The organism is Pseudomonas sp. 4CAES_32.4 (genome assembly GCF_058136335.1).
This window is the reverse complement of sequence record NZ_CM176882.1, coordinates 6241247-6263352: the sequence shown is the minus strand read 5'-3', so window position 1 is coordinate 6263352 and position 22106 is coordinate 6241247. Positions and strand designations below refer to the sequence as shown.

Annotated in this window: 22 protein-coding genes; 19 read left to right on the top strand and 3 right to left on the bottom strand. The window is 56.4% G+C overall.

Features of this window, described 5'->3' with window-relative positions:
* Positions 1-567 precede the first annotated feature (567 nt).
* The 5 genes from rpmH (at position 568) to mnmE (ending at position 4490) form a co-directional block, all read left to right on the top strand.
* The gene (gene rpmH, locus AC3Y64_RS28320; protein WP_003213577.1) at positions 568-702 is read left to right on the top strand and encodes a 50S ribosomal protein L34; all 135 of its coding nucleotides are present in this window, start codon (positions 568-570) and stop codon (positions 700-702) included.
* Positions 703-718: 16 nt separating this feature from the next.
* A complete protein-coding gene (gene rnpA / locus AC3Y64_RS28315) occupies positions 719-1120 on the top strand; it encodes a ribonuclease P protein component (RefSeq protein ID WP_489988038.1) in 402 nt (133 codons plus the stop codon).
* Positions 1113-1358 carry a membrane protein insertion efficiency factor YidD gene (yidD, locus tag AC3Y64_RS28310; protein ID WP_010465488.1) on the top strand — a complete coding sequence of 82 codons (246 nt, stop codon included), beginning with the start codon at positions 1113-1115 and terminating at the stop codon, positions 1356-1358. The genes rnpA and yidD overlap by 8 nt, the downstream gene beginning before the upstream one ends.
* Before the next feature lie 2 nt (positions 1359-1360).
* Positions 1361-3040, top strand: coding sequence for a membrane protein insertase YidC (gene yidC, locus AC3Y64_RS28305; protein ID WP_034152190.1), 1680 nt, complete (start codon positions 1361-1363; stop codon positions 3038-3040).
* Positions 3041-3119: 79 nt separating this feature from the next.
* Positions 3120-4490 (top strand): tRNA uridine-5-carboxymethylaminomethyl(34) synthesis GTPase MnmE, encoded by a 1371-nt coding sequence (mnmE, locus tag AC3Y64_RS28300; RefSeq protein WP_489985985.1) that lies wholly within the window; start codon positions 3120-3122, stop codon positions 4488-4490.
* Between the two features lie 41 nt (positions 4491-4531).
* Here mnmE and AC3Y64_RS28295 read toward each other — a convergent pair whose 3' ends face one another.
* The 3 genes from AC3Y64_RS28295 to AC3Y64_RS28285 all read right to left on the bottom strand — a co-directional run bounded on the left by AC3Y64_RS28295 (position 4532) and on the right by AC3Y64_RS28285 (position 8540).
* Positions 4532-6967, bottom strand: a complete 2436-nt coding sequence (locus AC3Y64_RS28295) for a TonB-dependent siderophore receptor (RefSeq protein ID WP_489985984.1) — start codon at positions 6965-6967, stop codon at positions 4532-4534.
* Between the two features lie 119 nt (positions 6968-7086).
* Positions 7087-8034, bottom strand: coding sequence for a FecR domain-containing protein (locus AC3Y64_RS28290; protein WP_489985983.1), 948 nt, complete (start codon positions 8032-8034; stop codon positions 7087-7089).
* Positions 8034-8540: a sigma-70 family RNA polymerase sigma factor gene (locus AC3Y64_RS28285; protein ID WP_489985982.1), complete on the bottom strand. Its 507-nt coding sequence runs from the start codon at positions 8538-8540 to the stop codon at positions 8034-8036. Before AC3Y64_RS28285 ends, AC3Y64_RS28290 begins: the two co-directional genes overlap by 1 nt.
* Positions 8541-9111: 571 nt before the next feature.
* Between AC3Y64_RS28285 and mnmG the strand changes: the two genes are divergently transcribed.
* From mnmG to glmU, 14 genes are all read left to right on the top strand, one after another.
* Positions 9112-11010: a tRNA uridine-5-carboxymethylaminomethyl(34) synthesis enzyme MnmG gene (gene mnmG / locus AC3Y64_RS28280; RefSeq protein WP_025112250.1), complete on the top strand. Its 1899-nt coding sequence runs from the start codon at positions 9112-9114 to the stop codon at positions 11008-11010.
* The gene (gene rsmG / locus AC3Y64_RS28275) at positions 11007-11651 is read left to right on the top strand and encodes a 16S rRNA (guanine(527)-N(7))-methyltransferase RsmG (RefSeq protein ID WP_489985981.1); all 645 of its coding nucleotides are present in this window, start codon (positions 11007-11009) and stop codon (positions 11649-11651) included. The genes mnmG and rsmG overlap by 4 nt, the downstream gene beginning before the upstream one ends.
* A gap of 18 nt (positions 11652-11669) precedes the next feature.
* The gene (locus AC3Y64_RS28270) at positions 11670-12467 is read left to right on the top strand and encodes a ParA family protein (protein ID WP_007911909.1); all 798 of its coding nucleotides are present in this window, start codon (positions 11670-11672) and stop codon (positions 12465-12467) included.
* Between the two features lie 9 nt (positions 12468-12476).
* The gene (locus tag AC3Y64_RS28265) at positions 12477-13349 is read left to right on the top strand and encodes a ParB/RepB/Spo0J family partition protein (RefSeq protein ID WP_489985980.1); all 873 of its coding nucleotides are present in this window, start codon (positions 12477-12479) and stop codon (positions 13347-13349) included.
* Between the two features lie 148 nt (positions 13350-13497).
* Positions 13498-13905, top strand: coding sequence for a F0F1 ATP synthase subunit I (locus AC3Y64_RS28260; RefSeq protein ID WP_008084411.1), 408 nt, complete (start codon positions 13498-13500; stop codon positions 13903-13905).
* 16 nt (positions 13906-13921) lie between these two features.
* Positions 13922-14791, top strand: coding sequence for a F0F1 ATP synthase subunit A (atpB, locus tag AC3Y64_RS28255; protein ID WP_008084413.1), 870 nt, complete (start codon positions 13922-13924; stop codon positions 14789-14791).
* A gap of 133 nt (positions 14792-14924) precedes the next feature.
* Positions 14925-15182, top strand: a complete 258-nt coding sequence (gene atpE, locus AC3Y64_RS28250; protein WP_003097235.1) for a F0F1 ATP synthase subunit C — start codon at positions 14925-14927, stop codon at positions 15180-15182.
* 58 nt (positions 15183-15240) lie between these two features.
* Positions 15241-15711 (top strand): F0F1 ATP synthase subunit B, encoded by a 471-nt coding sequence (locus tag AC3Y64_RS28245; RefSeq protein WP_003229781.1) that lies wholly within the window; start codon positions 15241-15243, stop codon positions 15709-15711.
* 12 nt (positions 15712-15723) lie between these two features.
* Positions 15724-16260, top strand: a complete 537-nt coding sequence (locus AC3Y64_RS28240; protein ID WP_007911956.1) for a F0F1 ATP synthase subunit delta — start codon at positions 15724-15726, stop codon at positions 16258-16260.
* A gap of 21 nt (positions 16261-16281) precedes the next feature.
* On the top strand, positions 16282-17826 hold the full coding sequence (atpA, locus tag AC3Y64_RS28235) for a F0F1 ATP synthase subunit alpha (protein ID WP_016984064.1): 1545 nt from the start codon (positions 16282-16284) through the stop codon (positions 17824-17826).
* Positions 17827-17876: 50 nt separating this feature from the next.
* Complete coding sequence (atpG, locus tag AC3Y64_RS28230; protein WP_122593026.1) at positions 17877-18737, top strand: F0F1 ATP synthase subunit gamma; 861 nt, start codon at positions 17877-17879, stop codon at positions 18735-18737.
* Positions 18738-18764: 27 nt separating this feature from the next.
* Positions 18765-20144 carry a F0F1 ATP synthase subunit beta gene (atpD, locus tag AC3Y64_RS28225; RefSeq protein ID WP_007911961.1) on the top strand — a complete coding sequence of 460 codons (1380 nt, stop codon included), beginning with the start codon at positions 18765-18767 and terminating at the stop codon, positions 20142-20144.
* 45 nt (positions 20145-20189) lie between these two features.
* Entirely contained in the window at positions 20190-20615 is a 426-nt protein-coding gene (locus tag AC3Y64_RS28220) for a F0F1 ATP synthase subunit epsilon (protein ID WP_007954164.1), read from the top strand.
* Between the two features lie 116 nt (positions 20616-20731).
* Positions 20732-22099 carry a bifunctional UDP-N-acetylglucosamine diphosphorylase/glucosamine-1-phosphate N-acetyltransferase GlmU gene (gene glmU / locus AC3Y64_RS28215; protein WP_489985979.1) on the top strand — a complete coding sequence of 456 codons (1368 nt, stop codon included), beginning with the start codon at positions 20732-20734 and terminating at the stop codon, positions 22097-22099.
* Positions 22100-22106 lie beyond the last annotated feature (7 nt).

Here is a 22106-nt window from a genome sequence, read left to right as displayed (position 1 = left end):
GGATATCCCCTAAGTTGAAAGCCGGTGAGGCAAAAACAAGCGGCCATTGTAGCGGCGAGCCGTCCACTTATCCACATGCAGGTTGCTCGGAGAACATGATTTATCAATGTGTTGAACGCAGGAAAAGCGACCAACGGTGTGTGAATAAGCTCTGTGGATAACCCGCACTAAGGGCACTGGACAACTGGGGGTTGAACTCAGTGGATAACCAGCCTGTGGATAACAACACCTTTCACACACAGGTTATCCGATAGCGCAGCACAGGCTGAACACTGTTTTCCACTGTAGTTGTCATTCTCTGTACACCTTGTCGAATATGGCGTGAGGTCAGTTATCCACAGAAGGTGGCGGGTCTAGCTTTTATAAGCTTTACAGAAAAGCTTTAAATAATTCCCTTCTTTATTTTTATGTATGGCGAGCAAGCGACCCGGCCTGGAAGCCGTCGAGATCTATTTATAAGGAAACGCTGGTTGGAAATTGACCTGAAGGCTTGCTTTCTCTAGAATCCCCGGTCTCTTAAAACGGGGGCCATTCCGGCCCGTTGTGGACGAACCAGGTAACACGACAATGAAACGTACTTTCCAACCAAGCACTATCAAACGCGCTCGTACCCACGGTTTCCGTGCTCGCATGGCTACCAAGAACGGCCGCGCAGTCCTGTCGCGTCGTCGCGCCAAAGGTCGTGCGCGTCTGGCAGTTTGATAATCCGGTACTGGAGGTGAGTCAGGACTTCAGTCGGGAAAAGCGTCTGCTTACCCCCCGGCATTTCAAGGCAGTCTTTGACTCCCCTACCGGCAAGGTTCCGGGGAAAAATCTCCTGCTCCTTGCACGCAACAACGATCTCGATCACCCCCGTCTAGGGCTGGTTATCGGGAAAAAGAGCGTAAAGCTCTCCGTTGAGCGCAATCGCCTCAAACGTTTGATGCGCGAATCATTCCGTCTGCACCAGGATTCACTGGTCGGCTGGGATATCGTTATCGTCGCGCGCAAAGGTCTGGGCGATGTAGAAAACCCCGAATTGATTCAGCATTTCGGCAAGCTCTGGAAGCGTCTGGCACGCAGCAAGCCAGTTCCAGAAGCCAAAACCGAGACTGTAGGGGTAGACAGTACCGATGCGTAAACTGGCCCTCGTTCCGATCCAGTTTTATCGTTATGCCATTAGTCCTTTGATGGCCAGCCACTGTCGTTTCTACCCCAGTTGTTCCTGCTACGCGTATGAAGCCATCGAAAATCATGGCCTTCTGCGCGGTGGCTGGCTGACCTTTCGTCGTTTAGGTCGCTGTCATCCGTGGAATCCCGGTGGTTATGACCCGGTTCCACCTATCCCTACCTCCCGTTCTTCTTCGATGGCCGAGTAATCATGGATATCAAACGCACGATCCTGATCGTCGCCCTGGCAATCGTGGCCTACGTAATGGTCCTTAAATGGAACCAGGACTACGGTCAGGCTGCCCTGCCGACTCAGAATGTTGCTTCCAGTACGACTACATCCGGTTTGCCGGACACCGCCACTGGCAATAATGCTGCCGCCAGTGACGATATTCCGCGTGCCGCTAGCGATACCAGCGCACCTGCCGAAACACCGGTAGCCGCCAGCAAGGATCTGATCCAGATCAAAACCGACGTGCTCGATCTTGCGATCGACCCACAAGGTGGCGATGTTGCTCAACTGACCTTGCCTTTGTATCCACGTCGTCAGGATCGTCCTGATGTTCCGTTCCAGCTGTTCGATAACGGCGGCGAACGTGTTTATCTGGCACAAAGCGGTCTGATCGGCACCAATGGTCCGGACGCAAATCCGGCCGGTCGTCCGGTCTACTCCTCGGAGAAGAAGACTTATCAACTGGCTGACGGTCAGGACCAACTGGTCGTAGACCTGAAGTTCAGCAAGGACGGCGTCAATTACATCAAGCGTTTCACCCTGAAACGCGGCCTGTATGACGTAGCCGTTTCCTACATTGTGGATAACCAGAGCGCTCAGCCCTGGAACGGCGCAATGTTTGCCCAGTTGAAGCGCGACAACAGCGCTGACCCTTCGTCCACAACGGCTACTGGCACCGCGACTTACCTGGGCGCCGCCCTGTGGACAAGTTCGGAGCCGTACAAGAAAGTGTCCATGAAGGACATGGACAAGGCGCAGCTGAAAGAAACCGTCACCGGTGGTTGGGTAGCCTGGCTGCAACACTACTTCGTGACCGCATGGATTCCGGCGAAGGGCGAAAACAACGTCGTTCAGACCCGTAAAGACAGCAAGGGCAACTACATCATCGGTTACACCGGTCCTACATTGACCGCTGCTCCAGGTGCAAAAGTTGAAACCAGCGCTGTGCTGTACGCCGGTCCAAAAAGCCAGGCTGTGCTGAAAGAGTTGTCCCCAGGTCTGGAACTGACCGTCGACTACGGCATTCTGTGGTTCATTGCCCAGCCAATCTTCTGGTTGCTGCAACATATCCACGCCATTGTCGGTAACTGGGGCTGGTCGATCATCTTCCTGACCATGCTGATCAAGGGGCTCTTCTTCCCTCTGTCGGCTGCCAGCTACAAATCGATGGCGCGTATGCGTGCCGTTGCACCGAAACTGGCTGCTCTGAAAGAGCAACATGGCGATGACCGGCAGAAAATGTCGCAAGCCATGATGGAGCTGTACAAGAAAGAGAAGATCAATCCGCTGGGTGGTTGCTTGCCAATCCTCGTGCAGATGCCGGTTTTCCTTTCGCTGTACTGGGTTCTGCTGGAAAGCGTGGAAATGCGCCAAGCGCCGTTCATGCTGTGGATCACTGACCTGTCGATCAAGGATCCGTTCTTCATTCTGCCGATCATCATGGGCGCAACCATGTTTATCCAGCAGCAGTTGAACCCGACTCCTCCGGATCCGATGCAGGCGAAGGTCATGAAAATGATGCCAATCATCTTCACCTTCTTCTTCCTGTGGTTCCCGGCAGGTCTGGTGCTGTACTGGGTTGTGAACAACTGCCTGTCCATCACCCAACAGTGGTACATCACGCGTAAGATCGAACGGGCTACCAAAGCAGCCGCTTGATTTACACTGTGGATAACCACTCAAAACGCCCCCTAGTGGGGCGTTTTGCTATCTGTCATTTTTGTCTGGATTCCGGTTAATGAGCGTACCTCGTGAAACCATCGCCGCTGTCGCCACCGCTCAAGGCCGTGGTGGTGTGGGCATCGTCCGTATTTCCGGGCCGTTGGCCAGCGTTGCGGCAAAAGCCATCAGCGGTCGCGAACTGAAACCGCGTTATGCCCATTACGGACCATTTTTCAGTGATGACCAGCAAGTGCTGGACGAAGGTCTGGCGCTGTATTTCCCGGGCCCGAACTCATTCACCGGCGAAGACGTTCTGGAACTGCAGGGCCACGGCGGCCCAATTGTTCTGGATATGTTGCTCAAGCGTTGCCTGGAGTTGGGTTGCCGTTTGGCCCGTCCGGGTGAATTCAGTGAACGGGCCTTCCTTAACGACAAACTCGACCTGGCTCAGGCCGAGGCTATTGCCGATTTGATCGAGGCCAGTTCTGCACAGGCTGCGCGCAATGCCCTGCGTTCCTTGCAAGGTGCGTTTTCCCAGCGTGTGCATAACTTGACTGAACAGTTGATCAGCCTTCGCATCTACGTCGAAGCCGCCATCGACTTCCCGGAAGAAGAAATCGACTTCCTCGCCGATGGCCATGTGCTGAGCATGCTGGATAAAGTCCGCGATGAATTATCCACAGTGCTGCGCGAAGCCGGGCAGGGCGCGTTGTTGCGCGATGGCATGACCGTAGTGATTGCCGGCCGTCCTAATGCTGGCAAGTCCAGCTTGTTGAATGCGTTGGCTGGACGTGAAGCGGCCATCGTTACCGAAATTGCCGGCACTACGCGGGATATCCTGCGCGAACATATCCACATCGACGGCATGCCGCTCCACGTTGTCGATACGGCAGGGCTGCGAGATACCGATGATCATGTGGAAAAGATCGGTGTTGAACGGGCATTGAAAGCCATCGGTGAAGCCGACCGAGTGTTGCTGGTCGTCGACGCAACCGCTCCGGAAGCGCTGGATCCGTTTGCGCTGTGGCCGGAGTTCCTCGAAACCCGTCCGGATCCGGCAAAAGTCACCCTGATCCGCAACAAAGCCGATCTGACCGGCGAAGCGATTGCTCTTGAAACCAGTGAAGACGGCCACGTGACGATCAGTCTGAGCGCCAAATCGGCCGGTGATGGACTGGACTTGCTGCGTGACCATCTCAAGGCTTGCATGGGGTATGAGCAAACCTCGGAGAGCAGCTTCAGTGCACGCCGCCGCCATCTGGAGGCTCTACGTCACGCCAGCGCAGCGCTGGAACACGGTCGCGCCCAACTGACATTGGCGGGTGCCGGTGAATTGCTTGCCGAAGATTTGCGTCAGGCCCAGCATTCTCTAGGGGAAATCACCGGAGCCTTCAGCTCTGATGATTTGCTGGGAAGAATCTTTTCCAGTTTCTGTATCGGCAAATAAAAAAGGGGCTGTGGACAATTTATCCACAGCCCCTTTTTCGTTTACCAGTTGTAAGAGACTGTACCGAGCAGGGTGCGGTCTTCACCCCAATAGCAACGGCCGGCATCGTTGCATCCAGACACATATTCCTTGTCGAACAGGTTCTTCGCGTTCAGGTCGACGCTCCAGTGCGTGTCGATCTGATAACCGATCGCCGCATCCACCAACGTAACATCGCCGGCATCGAGCTTGCCGTAGAGAGACGGCGAGGTGTAAGCGAACGCACTGTCGAAGTAACGCACACCGCCACCCACGTACAGACCTTTCAAATCGCCATCGAGAAAGCGGTATTTTGCCCAGACCGAAGCCTGATTACGCGGCACGCCGGTCATTTGATGGCCTTTGACCAATGACGTCGCGGCATCCTTGGTAATTCGCGCGTCGGTGTAGGTATAGGCTGCCGTCACGTTGAGGTTCTGCGTCAGGTTACTGTTAAGTTCGAGCTCCACACCCTTGGAACGGCTTTCGCCCACTTGGCGGTAGCTCGACGTGGTGGCGTCGAAATAGGTATCGTCCTTTTTCCGCAGGTCATACACCGATGCCGTGAATGCGGTATCCCAGCCGATCGGTTCGTATTTCAGACCCACTTCGTATTGGCTGCTAGTGATCGGATCGAGGGGCGCGCCGGCGTTGGAAATCTGCTGCACCGGCACGAACGAAGTGGAATAGCTGACATACGGCGTCATGCCATTGTCGAACTGGTACATCACTCCACCCTGATAGGTGAATTTCTTGTCCTCGGAACTGATGTTGCTCGACTGGGCCACCTTGTCGCGGAAATCGCTGTCGACCCAGTCCTGACGGCCACCGAGCAGGAACAGCCAGTGGTCATACTTGCTCTGGATCTGCGCATAAACCCCTTTCATTTGCTGTTCGAGCAGGGTGTTTTGCACCGCAATCGGTGTCGTCGGGTCGCGCAGATACACCGGGTTATACACATCGATCGGCCCAACGATGCCGGCGTTCCAGTCCTGGTTGAACGAAGTACGGTCGTAGCTGGCGCCGAATAACACGGTGTTCTCCAGACCACCGACCTGGAATTTGCCTTCCAGTTGGTTATCCAGCGAGTACACCATTGATTTGTTGAAGCGATCGTACGCGGTCATGTTCAGGCGCGTGCCGAACCCGGCGTTGTTGAGGTTGCCCGGCCAGGTTTCATGGCGGGTAATGCGCGACTGCATGTAGCGCGAATTCTGCCGGAACTGCCAGTCGTCATTGAACGAGTGACTGAACTCATAACCGGTACTCCAGGTTTCCCGTTCGAACGTGTTCCAGTCCGGATCGCCGAGCATGGTGCCTTTGGATAATTTGCCGTTGGGGTTTGTCAGCAAAGTCCCGGCGGCCGGTAGGCCAAGTTCCATGTTGGTGTGATCCTTCTGGTAGTTGGCCAGCAGGGTCAGGGTGTTGAAATCGTCAAAATTCAGGGTCAGGGATGGTGCGATGTAGATCCGGTCGTCCGGGACGTGATCGGTCTGGGTGTCAGATTTGCGTCCAAGCATCACTACTCGCCCAAGGACATTGCCGCTGTCATTGAGCGGGCCGGAGACATCGACGCCGATCTGCCGGCGATTGTTCGAGCCATAACCCAATTGCACTTCACCTTGCGGTGCGGCAGTCGGGCGTTTGCTCACCAGATTGACCAGGCCGCCCGGCGCGTTTTCTCCATAAAGCAGCGAAGACGGACCGCGGAAAATCTCTACCCGCTCAAGTCCGTACGGCTCGGTGCTGGTGTCATAGCGGTTGCCCTGTACGCGTAGTCCATCGCGCAATAGACCGTAGCCGTAATCGGTGGCGTTGAAACCGCGAATATAGAAGAGGTCTCCGGCCAGACTGTCGCCAGCGGCAAATGGTGGCGCGAAGATCCCCGGCACGTAGCCGAGTACCTCGGTGAGTGTCTGAGATTTCTGATCTTTCATGCGCTGGGCGGTGACGACTGACACGGAGCGCGGCGTTTCCGACAACGGTGTACTGGTTTTCGTACCGATTCGGCTGTTCTGCGCCTTGTACCCGACGTCGGCGGCGTAATCCAGATTCATCGGGTTGGTCAGTTGACCGTTGATGTTGGTCGGGGCCAACTCGAGCGAATCGCCGTTGGGCAATGCCTGGAGAATATAACTGCCCGTCGCCTGCGGTACGGCTTGCAAACCCGAGCCTTGCAGCAGTTGGGCGAATCCCTGATCGACAGTGAAATTGCCGTTGAGCCCGGTGCTGCGCAAGCGGCTGGTCTGTTGCGGCGCGAACGACAGAATCACATTCGCGGCGGAGGCGAACTGGCTCAGCGCATTGTCCAGCGGACCGGCAGCAATGGCGTAACGCTGGGTTGTTGTCGCAGCAAAGGCGTTATGGCTCAGTACCAGGCAGGAAGCAGCACTGCTCATCAGTAAGCCATAGGCAATGCAGTGGTGGGAAAAACGCTGACGAAACGTGGGAAGACGCATGTGTGGATAAGCCCTGAAGGTGGCAAAGAGCCGCGTTTATCGCGATTACCTGTAGGGCCGGGTCAGGCAAAAAAAAGATAACCCTGTTTACGATTTATTTTTCCCCAGGTGTTTTTCGCTCACACGTTATGACTGATCGATACCCAGTACCGGCTGAAGTATCGAACGTTGATCGGCAACGAGGCCTGAAGATTGGCCAGCACTGCATCGGTGGAATCGAGGCGCAAAGTACCGGAAACGCGCAGATCCCGCGCACGGCTGTCACAATGCAGGACGCCACGGCGATAACGCCCCAACTCTGCGAGCACATCGCCCAACCGAGTATCAAGGACGATCAACTGGCCGTTGATCCACGCCACCTCCGAGGACTTGAAGGGGTGAATGAAGCCGACATGCCGACTATCGAAGTCAACGCCTTCGCCTGCTTTCAGAATAATTGCGCCTGTGGATAGTTCTCCCGGTTGCACACTAACCTGATGCTCCAACACACCCACGCGGGTAGAACCGGCTAACTGGTGCACGGAGAAACGCGTGCCCAATGCTTGAATTCGGCCATCGCGAGTTTCAACAAAAAATGGCCGCTGATCGCCGAGCTTGCCGGTTTGAATGAGAATCTCCCCTGTGCGCAGGCGAATCAGCCGCTGCGCCGCATCGAAAGACACATCAATCGCGGTGTCTGTGTTGAGCTGAATCTGGCTGCCATCGGCCAGAGCAATGTTGCGCCGCTGACCTACGCCAGTTTTATAGTCGGCCCAGACGTTCCCCAGGGAGGTGTGTTGCTGAACATTCCAGCCTACAAAACCTGTTCCCGCAGCTAGCAACAACAACTTCAACACCTGGCGCCGATGCTGACCGTTATTCAATGCGCGACGTTTCAGATCCTGCGGCAGGGTGCCGAGGTGGCGCTGCAGTTGCTCCATCTGATTCCATGCGGCCAGATGCGCCGGATCACTGTCTATCCACAGCTGCCAGGCCTTCTGTTCCGCGAGGGTCGGCGACTCGGCCTGAAACTGCACGTACCAACTGGCGGCAGCTTCAAACACCTGACGGTGAGGAGCGATGGCCATCAATGCTGCGCCATGATCAAGGCACATTCCGTCAGAGCGCGGATCATGTGCTTCTTCACCGTGGTCAGCGAAACCTTCTGTTGGACGGCAATCTGTTGATAAGTCAGGCCATCAATCTGCGAAAGCATGAATATCCGCTGCGTTCGCGCGCCAAGACCGGCCAGGGCTTTATCCACAGCGACCAGCGTTTCGATAATCAGCGCCTTGTCTTCCTCGCTGATGGCGGTGGCTTCCGGTCGAGCGGCCAGGGTCTGCAAATAGGCGACTTCGATGGCCTGTCTTCGATAACGATCAATGACCAGGCCGCGTGCAATGGTTGCCAGATAATCGCGCGGTTCGCGGATCTGCGCGGCGTTGCGAGCCGCCAAAATCCTCAAAAACGTGTCATGCGCTACATCGGCCGCATCGCAGGCGTCATGCAATTTTCCCGTTAGCCACCCGTATAGCCACGAATGGTGTTGCTCGTAGATTTGCTCGATCGCAGCAGTGTGGGCGGGTAGGGACATAGGAAAAGTGGGCGAGTTAATGATAATGCCTATTATTAGCCTCTGTTACGTTCTCTCACAATAGCCCTCGCACTTCCCTCCATCGGCTTCTTTGTCGCCAGCGAACCCTCGTTGGCGATTTTTTTTGCGCCTTGAAGACGCCGTTTTATCGATTTTCTGTGGATTAAGCCCTGTGAATAACTGCCACTAAGGGCAGTTGATAACAGGGCTCGAAAACTGCATATAAACCCCTCTGTGGATAACCATCCCTTTAATCCACAGGCTTAAACCGGTTATCCAACGCCCTCATTGGCACATGGACACAGGGTTTTGAATCTCTGTACATATTGAATATAAAGGCTTGTAGAGATCTATCCACAGAAAGGTGCCTCAGTAAAAATAAACATAAAAACAAAGGTTTTATAAATTTCTCTCTTTTTTATTCTTTTAACCTTGAGTTCTCCACAGCTGGTTAAATTTTGTGCAGAGGGTTCTTTAGGAACGGCGAAGTCCCTATACTTGTCGACCAGGTCCAGAAACCTGATCTCAAACTATTCCTGAATTACCTACTTAAGCAGGCACGAGGTGCGTGGTGGATTTCCCTTCCCGTTTTGAAGTGATCGTCATCGGCGGCGGTCATGCCGGTACCGAGGCAGCACTGGCCTCAGCACGTATGGGGGCAAAAACCCTGTTGCTGACGCATAACGTGGAAACCCTCGGTGCCATGAGTTGCAACCCCGCCATCGGTGGCATCGGCAAAAGCCATCTGGTCAAGGAAATCGATGCCCTCGGCGGCGCGATGGCCATCGCTACCGATTTGGGTGGCATCCAGTTTCGCGTGTTGAACAGCCGCAAAGGCCCAGCCGTACGGGCGACCCGGGCGCAAGCTGACCGGATTCTGTACAAAGCCGCTGTCCGCGAAATTCTGGAAAACCAACCGAACCTGTGGATATTTCAACAGGCCGCTGACGACCTGATCGTCGAGCAGGAACAAGTTCGTGGTGTGGTCACCCAAATGGGTCTGCGCTTCTTCGCTGATTCCGTGGTGTTGACCACCGGTACGTTCCTCGGTGGACTTATCCACATCGGTTTGCAGAATTTTTCCGGCGGTCGCGCCGGTGATCCTCCATCGATCGCCCTGGCGCACCGTCTGCGTGAACTGCCACTGCGTGTCGGTCGCTTGAAAACCGGCACCCCGCCGCGTATCGATGGCAAGTCTGTGGATTTCTCGGTGATGACCGAGCAACCAGGCGATACGCCGATCCCGGTGATGTCGTTCATGGGCAACAAAGAACAGCATCCGCGCCAGGTCAGCTGCTGGATTACTCACACGAACGCCCGCACCCACGAAATCATTGCGGCGAACCTCGATCGTTCGCCGATGTATTCCGCTGCCGGTGAAATCGAAGGCATCGGCCCGCGTTATTGCCCGTCGATCGAAGACAAGATCCACCGCTTTGCCGACAAGGAAAGCCATCAGGTGTTTATCGAACCGGAAGGTTTGACCACCCATGAGTTGTATCCGAACGGGATATCCACAAGCTTGCCGTTCGACGTGCAATTGCAGATCGTGCAATCGATTCGCGGCATGGAAAACGCGCACATCGTGCGTCCGGGTTATGCGATCGAGTACGACTACTTCGATCCGCGTGACCTGAAGTACAGCCTGGAAACCAAAGTCATCGGCGGTCTGTTCTTCGCCGGGCAAATCAACGGCACCACCGGTTACGAAGAAGCTGGCGCCCAAGGTTTGCTGGCTGGTGCGAACGCCGCACTGCGCGCCAAGGGCAAAGAAGCCTGGTGCCCGCGTCGCGATGAAGCCTACATCGGTGTATTGGTCGACGACCTGATCACCCTCGGTACCCAAGAGCCGTACCGCATGTTCACTTCCCGTGCCGAGTACCGCCTGATCCTGCGCGAGGACAACGCCGACCTGCGTCTTACCGAAAAAGGTCGTGAACTCGGTCTGGTCGATGACGCGCGTTGGGCGGCCTTCTGCAAGAAGCGCGAAAGCATCGAACTTGAAGAACAGCGCTTGAAAAGCACTTGGGTTCGCCCAAACACGCAGCAGGGCGATGCGATTGCCGAGAAATTCGGTACACCGCTGACTCACGAATACAACTTGCTCAACCTCTTGAGCCGTCCGGAAATCGACTACGCTGGTCTGGTCGAAGTGACGGGCAACGGCGCCGAAGATCCACAGGTCGCTGAGCAGGTTGAAATCAAGACCAAATACGCCGGTTACATCGACCGTCAACAGGACGAAATCGCCCGTCTGCGCGCCAGTGAAGACACGAAATTGCCTGTGGATATCGATTACACCAACATTTCCGGTCTCTCCAAGGAGATCCAGAGCAAGCTCGGCGCGACTCGTCCAGAGACGCTGGGCCAGGCTTCGCGGATCCCGGGCGTGACCCCGGCAGCGATTTCGCTGTTGATGATTCATTTGAAAAAACGCGGCGCGGGCCGTCAGTTGGAGCAAAGCGCTTGAGTTCTAAGGTCACTTCGCAACACGCCGAAGAGTTATCCACAGGAGCCCGCGAGCTCGGTGTCAATCTCACTGAAACCCAGCACGACTTGCTGCTGGGTTATCTGGCCCTGTTGATCAAATGGAACCAGGCCTACAACTTGACTGCCGTGCGCGATCCGGACGAAATGGTTTCGCGGCACTTGCTCGATAGTCTCAGTGTTATGTCGTTCATCGAAAACGGTCGCTGGCTCGACGTCGGCAGCGGGGGCGGCATGCCGGGAATCCCGTTGGCGATCCTCTATCCGGATTCGCAAGTCACCTGTCTGGACAGCAACGGCAAGAAAACCCGCTTCCTGACTCAGGTCAAACTCGAACTCAAACTGGATAACCTGCAAGTTATCCACAGTCGTGTCGAAGCCTACCAGCCTGTAGAGCCGTTCAACGGGATCATTTCCCGGGCGTTCAGCAGCATGGAAAACTTTACCAATTGGACTCGCCACCTCGGCGACGCCGATACACGCTGGCTGGCAATGAAGGGCGTTCATCCGGCCGATGAGCTGGTAGCATTGCCGGCAGACTTCAAACTCGATAGCGAACACGCCCTGGCCGTACCCGGTTGCCAAGGCCAACGCCATCTGCTGATACTGCGCCGCACGGCATGATTGGGAACACAAGCAAGAATGGCTAAGGTATTCGCGATAGCGAACCAAAAGGGTGGTGTGGGCAAGACCACCACCTGCATCAACCTCGCAGCATCCCTGGTCGCGACCAAGCGCCGGGTGCTGTTGATCGATCTCGATCCACAGGGCAACGCCACCATGGGTAGCGGTGTGGATAAACACGGCCTGGAAAACTCGGTTTACGACCTGCTGATCGGCGAATGCGATCTGGCCCAGGCCATGCACTATTCCGAGCACGGCGGTTATCAACTGCTGCCGGCCAACCGCGATTTGACGGCGGCCGAAGTAGTGCTGCTGGAAATGCAGATGAAGGAAAGCCGTCTGCGCAGCGCGCTGGCGCCGATCCGTGAAAACTACGATTACATTCTGATCGACTGCCCGCCGTCGCTGTCGATGCTCACGCTGAACGCACTGGTCGCCGCAGACGGGGTAATCATCCCCATGCAGTGCGAGTACTTTGCGCTCGAAGGCTTGAGCGATCTTGTGGATAACATCAAGCGCATCGCTGAACTGCTGAACCCGAACCTGAAAGTCGAAGGTCTGTTGCGGACCATGTACGACCCGCGTCTGAGCCTGATGAACGACGTTTCGGCGCAGCTCAAGGAACACTTTGGCGAGCAGCTCTACGACACAGTGATTCCGCGCAACATCCGCCTGGCCGAAGCGCCGAGCTACGGCATGCCGGCGCTGGCCTACGACAAGCAATCGCGTGGCGCTCTGGCTTATCTGGCCCTGGCCGGCGAGATGGTTCGCCGTCAGCGCAAAAATTCACGCATCGCCGCTGCTCAGGCAACTTAAGGAATCCCCATGGCCGTCAAGAAACGAGGTCTCGGACGTGGACTGGATGCACTGCTGAGTGGTCCGACCGTCAGCGCGCTGGAAGAACAAGCGGCGCAAGCTGACACCCGTGAATTGCAACACTTGCCGCTGGACCTGCTGCAGCGCGGTAAATACCAGCCACGCCGGGACATGGATCCGCAGGCGCTGGAAGAACTGGCGGCGTCGATCAAGGCTCAAGGCGTAATGCAGCCAATCGTGGTGCGTCCGATTGGCGGTGGTCGTTTTGAAATCATCGCCGGTGAACGCCGCTGGCGCGCGAGCCAGCAAGCCGGGCAGGAAACCATCCCGGCGATGGTTCGTGATGTACCGGATGAAACCGCGATCGCCATTGCGCTGATCGAGAACATCCAACGTGAAGACCTCAATCCGATCGAAGAAGCGGTGGCCTTGCAGCGTTTGCAGCAGGAATTCCAGCTGACGCAGCAACAGGTCGCCGAGGCTGTGGGTAAATCCCGCGTCACCGTGGCCAACCTGTTGCGGCTTATTGCACTGCCGGAAGTCATCAAGACCATGCTCTCCCACGGCGACCTGGAAATGGGTCATGCCCGTGCTTTGCTCGGTCTGCCGGACAATCAGCAGGTGGAAGGGGCGCGACATGTTGTCGCACGCGGCCTCACCGTGCGCCAAACTGAGGCACTGGTTCGCCAGTGGTCGAGTGGCAAACCGGAGCCTGTGGAAGCCAGCAAACCCGACCCGGATATCGCCCGCCTCGAACAGCGTCTGGCCGAGCGCCTAGGCTCTGCGGTGCAGATTCGCCACGGCAAGAAGGGAAAGGGTCAGTTGGTGATCGGTTACAACTCTCTCGATGAGCTTCAAGGTGTGCTCGCACACATCCGCTGAAACATTTCCTCATGTAGCGCGCAGTCGGAAATCACTACCTGACAGTTGAATAGGGGCAGAACCGCCCCTATACTCTGCGCGCATTTTGTCGGCACAAATTATGCCAAGTTATTGAATTCTGGCAGCCGACCATTGGAGAGCAATAGTGATGGAAACCCGCAAGCCAAACCGTTTGCCGTTCCATCGCCTGGCGGTTTTTCCGGTGTTGATGGCTCAATTTGTCATTTTGCTCATTGCCGCTTTGGCGCTCTGGCAATGGCACGGAGTCGTTGCCGGATACTCGGGACTTTGCGGAGGCCTGATAGCCTTGCTGCCCAATGTTTATTTCGCTCACAAGGCATTTCGGTTTTCCGGCGCCCGAGCAGCCCAGTCCATCGTCCGGTCTTTTTATGCCGGCGAGGCAGGCAAACTGATTTTGACAGCAGTGCTTTTTGCGCTGGTGTTTGCAGGTGTGAAGCCATTGGCGCCGATAGCAGTATTCGGCGTGTTCGTGCTGACTCAGTCGGTCAGCTGGTTCGCTCCCCTGCTGATGAGAACAAGACTTTCGAGACCTTAGGGCGTTTGAGGCAACCATGGCAGAAACAACCGCTTCGGGCTATATCCAGCACCACTTGCAGAACCTGACCTTCGGTCAGCTACCTAACGGCGGCTGGGGCTTTGCCCATACCGCAGCAGAAGCCAAAGAAATGGGCTTCTGGGCTTTCCACGTCGATACCCTCGGCTGGTCGGTCGCGTTGGGTCTGATCTTCGTTTTTCTTTTCCGCATGGCGGCAAAGAAAGCGACTTCGGGTCAGCCGGGTGCTTTGCAGAACTTCGTTGAAGTATTGGTCGAATTCGTCGATGGCAGCGTGAAAGACAGCTTCCATGGCCGTAGCCCGGTGATTGCACCGCTGGCACTGACCATCTTCGTCTGGGTGTTCCTGATGAACGCCGTCGACCTGATCCCGGTCGACTGGATTCCTCAGCTGGCCATCCTGATTACCGGTGATCACCACATCCCGTTCCGCGCCGTGTCGACTACCGACCCGAACGCGACCCTGGGCATGGCGTTGTCGGTTTTCGCACTGATCATTTTCTACAGCATCAAGGTCAAGGGCATCGGCGGCTTCATCGGCGAACTGACCCTGCACCCGTTCGGCAGCAAGAACATCTTTGTTCAGGCCCTGCTGATTCCGGTGAACTTCCTGCTGGAGTTCGTGACCCTGATCGCTAAACCGATCTCTCTGGCTCTGCGTCTGTTCGGCAACATGTATGCCGGCGAGCTGGTGTTCATTCTGATCGCTGTGATGTTCGGCAGCGGCCTGCTCTGGCTGAGCGGCCTGGGCGTTGTTCTGCAGTGGGCGTGGGCTGTGTTCCACATCCTGATCATCACGCTGCAGGCGTTCATCTTCATGATGCTGACCATCGTCTACCTGTCGATGGCGCACGAAGAAAACCATTAAGACCAGTCTCGACTAGTCTGATGTCCTTCCCGGTCAAACGGGAAGGGGCTCTTCACAGGGCACCTGAAACGATTTGTTTTACCGCTTTAATCTAAAAAACCTAAACCATACGACGTAAAAGTCGGGAGGAAAGATGGAAACTGTAGTTGGTCTAACCGCTATCGCTGTTGCACTGTTGATCGGCCTGGGCGCACTGGGTACCGCAATTGGTTTCGGCCTGCTGGGCGGCAAGTTCCTGGAAGGCGCAGCGCGTCAGCCAGAAATGGTTCCAATGCTGCAAGTTAAAATGTTCATCGTTGCCGGTCTGCTCGACGCCGTAACCATGATCGGTGTTGGTATCGCTCTGTTCTTCACCTTTGCGAACCCGTTCGTTGGTCAGATCGCTGGCTAATTACTCGGATTTTCCGAGTAATTTGATGTGATGGACAACGTAACTGCGAGGTGTTGGCGTGAACATTAATGCGACCCTGATTGGCCAGTCCGTTGCGTTCCTGATTTTTGTACTGTTCTGCATGAAGTATGTATGGCCTCCGGTCATCGCTGCTCTGCACGAACGTCAAAAGAAGATCGCTGATGGTCTGGACGCTGCCAGCCGTGCAGCTCGCGACCTGGAGTTGGCCCAAGAAAAAGCGGGTCAGCAACTGCGCGAAGCGAAAGCTCAGGCAGCTGAAATCATCGAGCAAGCCAAGAAACGCGGTAACCAGATTGTCGAAGAGGCCGTTGAAAAGGCCCGTGTCGACGCTGACCGTGTGAAGGTTCAGGCTCAAGCCGAGATCGAACAGGAACTGAACAGTGTCAAAGACAAGCTGCGTGCCCAAGTGGGCTTGCTGGCTGTCGGCGGCGCCGAGAAGATCCTGGGTGCCACAATCGATCAAAACGCGCACGCAGAGCTGGTTAACCAACTGGCTGCTGAAATCTAAGCGAGGGCGATCATGGCAGAACTGACCACGTTGGCCCGACCTTACGCTAAGGCGGCCTTCGAGCACGCTCAGGCCCACCAGCAACTGGCCAATTGGTCAGCCATGCTCGGCCTGGCTGCAGCGGTGTCACAAGATGACACCATGCAGCGCGTGCTCAAGGCCCCGCGACTGACGAGCGCAGAAAAGGCCGCCACGTTTATTGACGTGTGCGGCGACAAGTTTGATGCCAAGGCACAGAACTTCATCAATGTCGTTGCCGAAAACGACCGTCTCCCGCTTCTGCCGGAGATTGCCGCTCTTTTCGACCTGTACAAGGCCGAACAAGAGAAGTCGGTAGACGTTGAAGTGACCAGTGCTTTTGCATTGAACCAAGAACAGCAAGACAAACTCGCCAAGGTTCTCAGTGCACGACTCAACCGGGAAGTGCGCCTGCAAGTTGCGGAGGATGCTGCCCTTATAGGTGGTGTCGTTATCCGCGCCGGCGACCTGGTTATCGATGGCTCGATTCGCGGAAAAATCGCGAAACTTGCCGAAGCATTGAAATCTTGAGTTTGAAGGGGCAGCAGAGCAATGCAGCAACTCAATCCTTCCGAAATAAGTGAAATTATCAAGGGCCGCATCGACAAGCTCGATGTGACCTCCCAAGCCCGTAACGAAGGCACTGTCGTCAGCGTATCTGACGGCATCGTGCGGATTCACGGTCTGGCCGACGTAATGTACGGCGAGATGATCGAGTTTCCGGGCGGCGTCTACGGTATGGCCCTCAACCTGGAGCAAGACTCCGTAGGTGCCGTTGTATTGGGCGCTTACCAGTCTCTGGCTGAAGGCATGAGCGCCAAGTGCACCGGCCGCATCCTCGAAGTTCCGGTTGGTAAGGAACTGCTGGGTCGCGTAGTCGACGCACTGGGTAATCCTGTTGACGGCAAAGGTCCACTGGGCAACACCGAGACCGACGCGGTCGAGAAAGTTGCACCGGGCGTGATCTGGCGTAAGTCGGTAGACCAGCCTGTACAGACTGGCTACAAGGCTGTCGATGCCATGATTCCTGTCGGCCGTGGCCAGCGTGAGCTGATCATCGGTGACCGTCAGATCGGTAAAACCGCTCTGGCGATCGACGCGATCATCAACCAGAAAGACAGCGGCATTTTCTGCGTCTACGTAGCCATCGGTCAGAAGCAATCGACCATCGCCAACGTGGTTCGCAAGCTGGAAGAAAACGGCGCCCTGGCCAACACGATCATCGTGGCTGCCAGTGCTTCGGAATCTCCTGCGCTGCAATTCCTGGCACCGTACTCCGGTTGCACCATGGGTGAATTCTTCCGCGACCGCGGTGAAGACGCGCTGATCGTTTATGACGATCTGTCCAAGCAAGCAGTGGCTTACCGCCAGATTTCCCTGCTGCTGCGCCGTCCACCAGGCCGTGAAGCTTACCCAGGCGACGTGTTCTATCTCCACTCCCGTCTGCTGGAGCGCGCATCCCGCGTTTCGGAAGAGTACGTAGAGAAGTTCACCAACGGCGCAGTGACCGGCAAAACCGGTTCCCTGACCGCACTGCCGATCATCGAAACCCAGGCTGGCGACGTTTCCGCGTTCGTTCCGACCAACGTGATTTCCATCACCGACGGTCAGATCTTCCTGGAATCGGCCATGTTCAACTCGGGCATCCGCCCTGCAGTGAACGCCGGTGTTTCGGTATCCCGTGTGGGTGGTGCCGCTCAGACCAAGATCATCAAGAAGCTGTCCGGTGGTATCCGTACCGCTCTGGCTCAGTACCGTGAACTGGCGGCATTCGCCCAGTTCGCTTCTGACCTGGACGAAGCGACCCGTAAGCAACTTGAGCATGGTCAGCGCGTTACCGAGCTGATGAAGCAGAAGCAATACGCACCAATGTCGATCGCTGACATGGCGCTGTCGCTGTATGCCGCTGAGCGTGGGTTCCTGACTGACATTGAAATCGCCAAGATCGGCAGCTTCGAACAAGCGCTGATTGCTTTCTTCAACCGCGATCACGCCGATTTGATGGCCAAGATCAACGTTAAAGGTGACTTCAATGACGAAATCGACGCTGGCATGAAAGCCGGTATCGAGAAGTTCAAGGCCACCCAAACCTGGTAAGCCGCAGCGGGAGCCGCGAGGCTCCCGCTTGCTAACCTGATAGGTGTTACATGGCAGGCGCAAAAGAGATTCGCAGTAAGATTGCGAGCATCAAAAGCACGCAAAAGATTACCAGCGCCATGGAAAAAGTGGCGGTCAGCAAAATGCGCAAGGCACAAATGCGCATGGCTGCTAGCCGTCCTTATGCGGAGCGTATCCGCCAGGTTATTGGGCATCTGGCCAACGCCAACCCGGAATACCGCCACCCGTTCATGATCGAGCGCGCCATCAAGCGTGTTGGTTATGTCGTGGTGAGCAGTGACCGTGGTCTGTGCGGCGGCTTGAATACCAACCTGTTCAAGGCCCTGGTCAAGGACATGGCGGTAAACCGCGAAAACGGCGTCGAGATTGATCTGTGTGTCGTTGGTAGCAAGGGTGCGGCCTTTTTCCGCAACTTCGGCGGTAACGTCGTTGCAGCTATCAGCCACCTGGGTGAAGAGCCGTCGATCAATGATCTGATCGGCAGCGTCAAGGTGATGCTGGATGCCTACCTGGACGGCCGTATTGACCGCCTGTCCGTGGTGTCCAACAAGTTCATCAACACCATGACGCAACAGCCTACCGTGGAGCAGTTGATTCCACTGGTGGCGACCCCGGATCAGGATCTCAAGCACCACTGGGACTATCTCTACGAACCGGATGCCAAAGAGCTGCTTGACGGCTTGATGGTCCGCTACGTTGAGTCGCAGGTCTACCAGGCGGTGGTCGAGAACAACGCGGCTGAACAAGCTGCGCGGATGATCGCGATGAAGAACGCTACCGACAACGCCGGTGATTTGATCAGCGATTTGCAGCTGATCTACAACAAGGCGCGTCAGGCTGCGATCACCCAAGAGATCTCGGAAATCGTCGGCGGCGCTGCCGCGGTTTAACGGTTCAAATATTCAGAGGATCCAGCTATGAGTAGCGGACGTATCGTTCAAATCATCGGCGCCGTTATCGACGTGGAATTTCCACGCGACAGCGTACCGAGCATCTACAACGCGCTGAAAGTAGTGAGCGCGGCTGAAACCACTCTGGAAGTTCAGCAACAGCTGGGCGACGGCGTGGTTCGCACCATTGCGATGGGTTCCACCGAGGGCTTGAAGCGCGGTCTGGAAGTTACCGACTCTGGCGCAGCCATCTCCGTACCGGTCGGTAAAGCGACCCTGGGCCGGATCATGGACGTCCTCGGTAACCCGATCGACGAAGCTGGCCCGATCGACACCGAAGAGCGCTGGGGCATTCACCGTCCAGCACCTTCGTTCGCCGAGCAAGCAGGCGGCAACGATCTGCTGGAAACCGGCATCAAGGTTATCGACCTGGTTTGCCCGTTCGCCAAGGGCGGTAAAGTCGGTCTGTTCGGTGGTGCCGGTGTAGGCAAAACCGTAAACATGATGGAACTGATCCGTAACATCGCCATCGAGCACAGCGGTTATTCCGTGTTCGCCGGTGTGGGTGAGCGTACTCGTGAGGGTAACGACTTCTACCACGAGATGAAGGACTCCAACGTTCTGGACAAAGTGGCACTGGTTTACGGTCAGATGAACGAGCCGCCGGGTAACCGTCTGCGCGTAGCACTGACCGGCCTGACCATGGCCGAGAAGTTCCGTGACGAAGGTAACGACGTTCTGCTGTTCGTCGACAACATCTATCGTTACACCCTGGCCGGTACTGAAGTATCCGCACTGCTGGGCCGTATGCCTTCGGCAGTAGGCTACCAGCCGACCCTGGCTGAAGAGATGGGCGTTCTGCAAGAACGTATCACTTCGACCAAGGAAGGTTCGATCACTTCGATCCAAGCGGTATACGTACCTGCGGATGACTTGACCGACCCGTCGCCAGCGACCACCTTCGCCCACTTGGACGCCACCGTCGTTCTGTCCCGTGACATCGCTTCCCTGGGTATCTACCCAGCAGTAGATCCACTGGATTCGACTTCGCGCCAGCTGGACCCGAACGTAATCGGCCAGGACCACTACGACACCGCTCGCGGCGTTCAGTACGTTCTGCAACGTTACAAAGAGCTGAAGGACATCATCGCGATCCTGGGTATGGACGAGCTGTCGGAAGCCGACAAGCAGTTGGTAAACCGTGCTCGTAAGATCCAGCGCTTCTTGTCGCAGCCGTTCTTCGTGGCTGAAGTCTTCACCGGTGCTTCGGGTAAATACGTTTCCCTGAAAGACACCATTGCTGGCTTCAAAGGCATCCTCAACGGTGACTACGACCACCTGCCAGAACAAGCGTTCTACATGGTTGGCGGCATCGAAGAAGCGATCGAGAAAGCCAAGAAACTGTAATCCCGGCGCCCGGCAACGGGCGCTCATTTAGGTTGAGGCAATCAGATGGCTATGACAGTCCATTGCGATATCGTCAGCGCGGAAGGGGAAATCTTTTCCGGCCTGGTCGAGATGGTGATTGCGCACGGTGCACTGGGTGATCTTGGTATCGCTCTGGGTCACGCGCCGCTGATCACTAATCTGAAGCCAGGTCCGATCCGCCTGATCAAGCAAGGCGGGGAAGCCGAGGTGTTCTACATCTCCGGTGGTTTCCTCGAGGTTCAGCCGAACATGGTCAAGGTGCTTGCCGATACCGTGCAACGTGCCGCCGACCTGGATGAAGCTCAGGCTCAAGCAGCTCTCAAGGCTGCCGAGGCTGCTCTGCACGAGAAGAGCGCAGATTTCGACTACGGAGCTGCGTCCGCACGTCTGGCCGAGGCTGCAGCTCAGCTGCGCACCGTCCAGCAGATCCGCAAGAAGTTTGGCGGTTAATCCGTCAACCGCTTGTTGTGCGATTGATAAAAAAGGGTAGCCTCGGCTACCCTTTTTTCTTTTCCGAATTCAAACCCCGGTCGCAGTTGCTGACCACCCAGGATTGGTAGCCAGTCATGTCTCTTGAAATCGTTATCCTCGCGGCCGGTCAAGGCACTCGTATGCGTTCGGCCCTGCCGAAAGTTTTGCACCCGATTGCCGGCAATTCCATGCTGGGCCATGTTATCCACAGCGCCCGCCAACTCGATCCACAGCGCATCCATGTCGTCATCGGCCACGGCGCCGATGTGGTGCGCGAACGTCTGGCAGCAGATGACCTGAATTTCGTTCTGCAGGACAAGCAGCTCGGCACCGGTCACGCTACTGCTCAGGCTGTTCCGTTCATTACCGCCGACACGGTGTTGATCCTTTACGGTGATGTACCACTGATCGAAGTCGAAACCCTGCAACGTCTGCTCAAGCAAGTGGTGCCCGGGCAAATGGGCTTGCTCACCGTTGAGCTGGATGACCCGACCGGCTATGGCCGCATTGTTCGCAATGCCGACGGCAAGGTCGCGGCCATCGTTGAGCACAAAGACGCCAGTGAAGCGCAGCGCGCCATCACCGAAGGCAACACCGGCATCCTCGCCGTGCCGGCCAATCATCTGGCTGACTGGATGAGCCGCCTGTCGAACAACAATGCTCAGGGCGAGTACTACCTGACCGACGTCATCGAAATGGCAGTCAGCGATGGTCTGGTCGTGGCCACCGAGCAACCGCATGACGCAATGGAAGTGCAGGGCGCCAATGATCGCAAGCAACTGTCCGAGCTGGAGCGTCATTACCAGCTGCGCGCTGGCCGTCGTTTAATGGCCCAAGGCGTGACGCTGCGTGATCCGGCGCGCTTCGATGTACGTGGCGAAGTTACCGTGGGTCGCGATGTGCTGATCGATATCAACGTGATCCTCGAAGGCAATGTGGTCATCGAAGATGACGTGGTGATCGGCCCGAACTGCGTGATCAAGGACAGCACCCTGCGCAAAGGCGTGGTGATCAAGGCCAACAGCCATATCGAAGGCGCTGTGCTGGGTGAGTGCAGCGATGCCGGTCCGTTTGCGCGTCTGCGTCCGGGCACCGTGCTCGAGGCGCGCGCGCATGTGGGTAACTTTGTCGAGTTGAAGAACGCGCACATGGGCGAGGGCGCCAAGGCCGGTCACCTGACCTATCTGGGCGACGCCGAAATCGGTGCACGCACCAACATTGGCGCTGGCACCATCACCTGCAACTACGATGGCGCCAACAAGTGGAAAACCGTGTTGGGTGCGGACGTGTTCATCGGCTCGAACAATTCGTTGGTCGCGCCTGTGGATATCTCTAACGGTGCAACCACGGCGGCAGGTTCGACCATTACCCAGAATGTGGATAACGCCCAGTTGGCGGTGGGTCGTGCGCGGCAGAAGAATATCGATGGCTGGAAGCGGCCGGAGAAGATCAAGAAGAGCTGAGTTATCC

Coding starts and splice junctions, on each gene's coding strand:
- rpmH (WP_003213577.1), top strand. CDS start 568: ATGAAACGTACTTTCCAACCAAGCACTATCAAACGCGCTCGTACCCAC.
- yidD (WP_010465488.1), top strand. CDS start 1,113: ATGCGTAAACTGGCCCTCGTTCCGATCCAGTTTTATCGTTATGCCATT.
- yidC (WP_034152190.1), top strand. CDS start 1,361: ATGGATATCAAACGCACGATCCTGATCGTCGCCCTGGCAATCGTGGCC.
- mnmE (WP_489985985.1), top strand. CDS start 3,120: ATGAGCGTACCTCGTGAAACCATCGCCGCTGTCGCCACCGCTCAAGGC.
- AC3Y64_RS28295 (WP_489985984.1), bottom strand. CDS start 6,967: ATGCGTCTTCCCACGTTTCGTCAGCGTTTTTCCCACCACTGCATTGCC.
- AC3Y64_RS28290 (WP_489985983.1), bottom strand. CDS start 8,034: ATGGCCATCGCTCCTCACCGTCAGGTGTTTGAAGCTGCCGCCAGTTGG.
- AC3Y64_RS28285 (WP_489985982.1), bottom strand. CDS start 8,540: ATGTCCCTACCCGCCCACACTGCTGCGATCGAGCAAATCTACGAGCAA.
- AC3Y64_RS28270 (WP_007911909.1), top strand. CDS start 11,670: ATGGCTAAGGTATTCGCGATAGCGAACCAAAAGGGTGGTGTGGGCAAG.
- AC3Y64_RS28265 (WP_489985980.1), top strand. CDS start 12,477: ATGGCCGTCAAGAAACGAGGTCTCGGACGTGGACTGGATGCACTGCTG.
- AC3Y64_RS28260 (WP_008084411.1), top strand. CDS start 13,498: ATGGAAACCCGCAAGCCAAACCGTTTGCCGTTCCATCGCCTGGCGGTT.
- atpB (WP_008084413.1), top strand. CDS start 13,922: ATGGCAGAAACAACCGCTTCGGGCTATATCCAGCACCACTTGCAGAAC.
- atpE (WP_003097235.1), top strand. CDS start 14,925: ATGGAAACTGTAGTTGGTCTAACCGCTATCGCTGTTGCACTGTTGATC.
- AC3Y64_RS28240 (WP_007911956.1), top strand. CDS start 15,724: ATGGCAGAACTGACCACGTTGGCCCGACCTTACGCTAAGGCGGCCTTC.
- atpA (WP_016984064.1), top strand. CDS start 16,282: ATGCAGCAACTCAATCCTTCCGAAATAAGTGAAATTATCAAGGGCCGC.
- atpG (WP_122593026.1), top strand. CDS start 17,877: ATGGCAGGCGCAAAAGAGATTCGCAGTAAGATTGCGAGCATCAAAAGC.
- atpD (WP_007911961.1), top strand. CDS start 18,765: ATGAGTAGCGGACGTATCGTTCAAATCATCGGCGCCGTTATCGACGTG.
- AC3Y64_RS28220 (WP_007954164.1), top strand. CDS start 20,190: ATGGCTATGACAGTCCATTGCGATATCGTCAGCGCGGAAGGGGAAATC.
- glmU (WP_489985979.1), top strand. CDS start 20,732: ATGTCTCTTGAAATCGTTATCCTCGCGGCCGGTCAAGGCACTCGTATG.